Annotated in this window: 5 protein-coding genes; 3 read left to right on the top strand and 2 right to left on the bottom strand. The window is 41.2% G+C overall.

Going from position 1 to position 5,032, the window contains the following annotated elements; all coding sequences use genetic code 11:
* Positions 1-871 (bottom strand): site-2 protease family protein (locus WBM49_RS04185; RefSeq protein ID WP_424370810.1); only part of this gene is annotated, 871 nt, incomplete at its 3' end.
* Positions 872-1,032: 161 nt separating this feature from the next.
* Between WBM49_RS04185 and WBM49_RS04180 the strand changes: the two genes are divergently transcribed.
* The 3 genes from WBM49_RS04180 to feoB all read left to right on the top strand — a co-directional run bounded on the left by WBM49_RS04180 (position 1,033) and on the right by feoB (position 4,310).
* Positions 1,033-1,707 carry an SCO family protein gene (locus tag WBM49_RS04180; RefSeq protein ID WP_424370809.1) on the top strand — a complete coding sequence of 225 codons (675 nt, stop codon included), beginning with the start codon at positions 1,033-1,035 and terminating at the stop codon, positions 1,705-1,707.
* Between the two features lie 144 nt (positions 1,708-1,851).
* Entirely contained in the window at positions 1,852-2,082 is a 231-nt protein-coding gene (locus WBM49_RS04175; protein ID WP_424370811.1) for a FeoA family protein, read from the top strand.
* Between the two features lie 5 nt (positions 2,083-2,087).
* A complete protein-coding gene (gene feoB, locus WBM49_RS04170) occupies positions 2,088-4,310 on the top strand; it encodes a ferrous iron transport protein B (protein ID WP_424370808.1) in 2,223 nt (740 codons plus the stop codon).
* 153 nt (positions 4,311-4,463) lie between these two features.
* On the opposite strand, the gene WBM49_RS04165 is transcribed toward feoB, so the two are convergent.
* Complete coding sequence (locus tag WBM49_RS04165) at positions 4,464-4,850, bottom strand: DUF423 domain-containing protein (protein ID WP_424370807.1); 387 nt, start codon at positions 4,848-4,850, stop codon at positions 4,464-4,466.
* Between the last annotated feature and the right edge of the window lie 182 nt (positions 4,851-5,032).

The following is a 5,032-nucleotide window of genomic DNA, read 5'->3' as shown; positions in this document are numbered from 1 at the left end:
CTGAGATCATTACAGGTATCCTAACTAATCCACTACCTTCTCGCTCAATCGTAAGATCTACAGCTTTGTTTTTGTACTGTTCAAGTATAGGTTTGGCTTCATCAAAGTACGTAATTTCAGTTCCGCCTATACCTACAATTTCATCTTTGACCTCTAAACCAGAATCTTTGTTTTTGGACTCATCGGGTATAGCACCAATCACAAAAGGAAGACGTGGACTTAAAAACCGTATCTTATCTTCATCTTCTAGTAGTGTAGAAATAAAGTCGACCGGAATCTCCTGTGTAACTTCTCTACCGTCCCTTTCAATGGTAAATTGGTTGCCGTTTACCAATTCGAGCAAAATTTTGTCGAAATCTTCAATCCTATCCCCATCAACCGAAATGATCTTGTCTCCTGTTTGTATGCCTATTTTATCGCCAATGCTTTGTTCCGTTACATACACCCCATCTTTCAAACTCTCGTTGGAAATAAACTCATCCCCGTAACTCCATGCCAAGCCTATATAAATGATCACCGCCAGGATAAAATTCACGGTTACACCGCCCAGCATAATGATAAGCCGCTGCCAGGAGGGCTTGCTCCGAAAGTCCCACGGCTTGGGTTCCTCCGCCAACTGTTCCGTGTCCATGCTCTCATCTATCATGCCGGCAATTTTCACATAACCCCCAAGAGGTAGCCAGCCAATACCATAGACGGTTTCGCCAATTTTCTTTTTAAATAAGGAATATTTTATATCAAAAAAGAGATAGAATTTCTCTACCCGTGTCTTAAATAATTTGGCAGGAATAAAATGGCCTAACTCGTGCAAAACAATAAGCAGGGAAAGACTCATAAAGAATTGTATGGTCTGTATAAGGATTGGATTCATTTACGAATTCGATTTTAGAACGCACAAAAGTACACTTTTGCGGGGTCTTAAAAAAAGAAACTGAAAATGCAGGGAGATTTTTAAGAAAGATTTAGCAGCTATCTTATCCTTCAATTTTTGATTGCGAGTGCTGGCTGCTGTACCTTTGTAAAAAAGAGTTGATGCGAGAGTTTTTTAAAAAGTTCAGGCTGTTAGGGTTGGTTTTGCTAGGACTATCTATGGTCATTGTCTTTCTCTTCTATCGCGCGCTGCAACCAAAAAAAATGCTGCCGGTTTACCAACCGGCCGATTTTAATCCGGAACTGGTAGATTCCTCCGTGCAGTATGTTAAGAAATATCACACCATCGCAGATTTTTCTTTGGTAAATCAGAATGGTAAGACCATTACCCAAAAGGATTATGCGGATAAGATCTATATAGCAGATTTCTTTTTTACGACCTGCCCTTCTATCTGTCCTATTATGACAGAAAATATGGGCCTGATACAGGACGAGATCCTTAACGATGATGACGTGCTGCTGTTAAGCCACTCCGTCACTCCTGAAATAGATTCGGTGCCTCAATTAAAAAAATATGCCCTGGAAAAAGGGGTGATCGATCAAAAATGGAACCTGGTTACCGGAGACAAGAAACAGATCTATGAACTGGCCAGGAAGTCATACCTCGCAGTAAAGACGGACGGGGACGGCGGACCCTATGATATGATTCACACGGAAAACTTCATGCTTATTGACAAGGAAAAAAGGATTCGCGGCACCTATGATGGTACTAATCCGGAAGAAATTAAAGAACTTTTGGAAGATCTGGCCATCCTAAAAGCCTCGTATCGCGAATAGTTAGGCTCCCTTTCTAACCAAGCAACTAGTGCTTCCTTATTCCCCAAAAAGCCTCCTATATTTTAATCCGAATATCCACCCTTATTCTACTTTTTTTCTGTTATTTTTGTGCTTACTTAAAATCAATCTAAATAAAAATTGAGCATTACCGTCGTAGATCTTAAAATAGGACAAAGGGGAATCATCCGTGAATTTGCAGATGATGTATTGCCTATTAAGCTGCTTGAACTAGGCTGCTTACCGGGAAATGAAATAGAATTAGTTCAGATAGCCCCGTTTAAAGATCCTATGTATATCAACGTTAATGGCTCACATATTGCCATCCGGAGATCTACCGCTCGTTTGATTGCTTTGGATATCATAGAAGAGGTGTAACTGTTATGAGTAAGAGTATCAATGTAGCACTGATTGGAAATCCAAATACCGGAAAGACCTCCGTATTCAATGCGTTAACCGGCCTCAAGCAAAAAGTAGGTAACTACCCGGGAATTACCGTGGAAAAAAAGGAGGGGATGTGTAAACTTCCCAGAGGAGTAAAAGCTCATATCCTGGATCTTCCCGGTACTTACAGTTTAAATACCACTTCTTTAGACGAAAGTGTAGCCGTAGAATTACTGCTGAACAGAAACGATAAAGATTTTCCGGACGTAGCGGTGGTTATCAGTGACGTTGAGAATTTAAAGCGAAATTTATTGTTGTTCACCCAGATCAAAGATCTGAAGATTCCGAGCATCCTGGTGATCAATATGGCAGACCGTATGCCGCGAAAAGGTATTTCCCTGGACGTTCCCTTGTTGGAGCAACGACTGAATACCAAAATAGCCCTGGTGAGCACCCGCAAGAATACAGGTATTGACCGGCTTAAGGAATTGATCGCCGATTTTAAGAACTTATCTGTTAAACCCAATGTAGATACAACGGTCATTGCACCAGATTACTTTGAACGCCTAAAGCGCACCTTTCCCAATGAGGATCTGTATAAACTCTGGTTGGTTATTACACAGGATGTGAACTTTATGCCAATTGAAAAAAAACGCATCCAGGATTCTAGTTCTTTCAGCACCAAATCTAAATCTGAATTAAAAAGACTACAACAAAAAGAGACCATTCTCAGGTATCAATTTATCAATGGGATCCTCAAAGAAACTTACAAAGTAGATCTTAAGGTGGCCAAAGGTTTCAGGGCCAGGCTAGATAAGGTCCTTACCCATAAGGTTTTTGGGTATCTTATCTTCTTTGTAATACTGCTCACTATTTTTCAGGCTATTTATGACTGGAGTAGTTACCCCATGGACTTTATTGATGAGTTCTTTGCGTCTGCCAGTGAATGGGTTAAACATACCTTACCCCCGGGAGTTTTTACCAATTTGGTTGCAGAAGGTATCCTTGCAGGCATAGGTGGCATTGTTATCTTTATACCCCAGATCGCCTTTTTGTTCCTCTTTATCTCCCTACTGGAAGAATCTGGTTATATGAGCAGGGTTGTTTTCCTGATGGACAGAGTGATGAAGCCCTTTGGGTTAAGTGGGAAAAGTGTTGTACCACTGATCTCCGGCACCGCCTGCGCAATCCCGGCAGTCATGGCAACCAGAAATATTGAAAACTGGAAGGAAAGGCTTATCACCATTCTTGTAACTCCCTTTACTACCTGTTCGGCGCGTCTTCCTGTATACCTAATCATCATTGCCCTGGTTATTCCGGAAGGCAGAATACTAGGATTAAGTTATCAGGCATTGACCTTGATGCTTTTGTATCTCATTGGCTTTTTGGCAGCTATTTTCTCTGCCATGATCCTTCACAAAATACTGAAGATCAAAAGTCGGACCTTTTTCGTCATCGAAATGCCTAATTATAAGCTTCCCCTACTTAAAAATGTAGCCTATACGGTCATCGAAAAAACAAAGAGTTTTGTGTACGGTGCCGGGAAGATTATCCTTGCCATCTCTATAGTGCTGTGGTTTTTAGGATCCAATGGATTTTCAGACAATTTTGATGATGCCGAGAAATTAGTGAAACAACGGATCGCTACAGAAGGTTTCACGGCCTATAACGAAGCTGATATTAAGGAAAAATTACTGGGGTATGAGAATGCCCTACATACAAGAAACTCTTTTACCGCAGCACAGTTACAAGATTCGTTGCTGCAACAACGTTTATCACTGGAAGAACGGGCAGAAAAACAGGAAATTGCCAGTTACAAACTCGAAAATTCATATATAGGTTATCTTGGCAAAGCCATTGAACCCCTGGTAAAGCCCCTTGGGTACGACTGGAAGATTGGTATTGCCGTACTCACCTCCTTCGCGGCAAGAGAGGTTTTTGTAGGTACCCTGGCCACCATCTATAGTGTAGGAAATGATGAAGAAGAAACGATCAAAGAACGGATGGCAGCAGAAGTAAATCCGGCTACTGATAAGCCTCTATTTAATCTTGCCTCCGGGATCTCCTTACTGTTGTTCTATGCCTTTGCCATGCAGTGCATGAGTACCCTGGCGGTGGTAAAAAGGGAGACCAATAGCTGGAAATGGCCCATGGCCCAATTAGTAATTATGAGCACTTTTGCGTATATTGTTGCGTTGGTTGCCTTTCAACTTTTAAAGTAGTAGTATGAGTTTTCAATCTCTCTTAGTATACCTTACACTCACCATAGCCCTTGGGTATTTGGTGAAGAAATTCCTGCTGCCAAAAAGGCTTTGGCCTGGCAAGAAATCTTCCTCTACTGCTTGCGGACAGGATGACTGTGGCTGCCACTAATATCAGACAATATGGGCTATAAAGGAATAGAATAACAAAGTCCATCCTGCCACCAAAAACAAGCCTCCTAAGGGGGTTACAGGCCCCAACCACTTCTGCTTTTTCCCTTTCGATGCACTGATACAAAGCCCGTAAATACTAAAAGAGAATAAGAATATACCTATCAGAAAACAATAGGCCATATAAGATTCCAAAGGGGTAGAAAAACCAAGATTAAATCCCAGGACAATTAATAAAATGGCGTGATACATCTGATATTTTACTCCGGTCTCAAAACTCCTGAGTTGCTCCTCCGTAAAGGTCTTTTTTAAGGCATGTGCCCCAAAAGCACCAAATATTACCGCTAACAATCCATATAAGGCCCCAACAGCCTGAACCAATAAGATCATACTTTACTTTTGGTTAAAGATAGTCATAAGAGCCGTATCCATAAATTGCCCCTATTACTAGTGTAATTATTGTATCTTTCAAAACACTATTTCAACAGCTCATGAAAACCTATTTCCTTCTTGGACTTTTTATATTCCTTTCGGCATGCGGCACATCAAAAAATGCTTCATCCACAGATGGG

The organism is Muriicola sp., from assembly GCF_049669965.1.
Taxonomy (GTDB): domain Bacteria; phylum Bacteroidota; class Bacteroidia; order Flavobacteriales; family Flavobacteriaceae; genus Muriicola.
The sequence above is the reverse complement of the archived record's forward strand: the minus strand, read 5'-3'. Positions and strand labels throughout refer to the sequence as shown.

Coding starts and splice junctions, on each gene's coding strand:
- WBM49_RS04180 (WP_424370809.1), top strand. CDS start 1,033: ATGCGAGAGTTTTTTAAAAAGTTCAGGCTGTTAGGGTTGGTTTTGCTA.
- feoB (WP_424370808.1), top strand. CDS start 2,088: ATGAGTAAGAGTATCAATGTAGCACTGATTGGAAATCCAAATACCGGA.
- WBM49_RS04165 (WP_424370807.1), bottom strand. CDS start 4,850: ATGATCTTATTGGTTCAGGCTGTTGGGGCCTTATATGGATTGTTAGCG.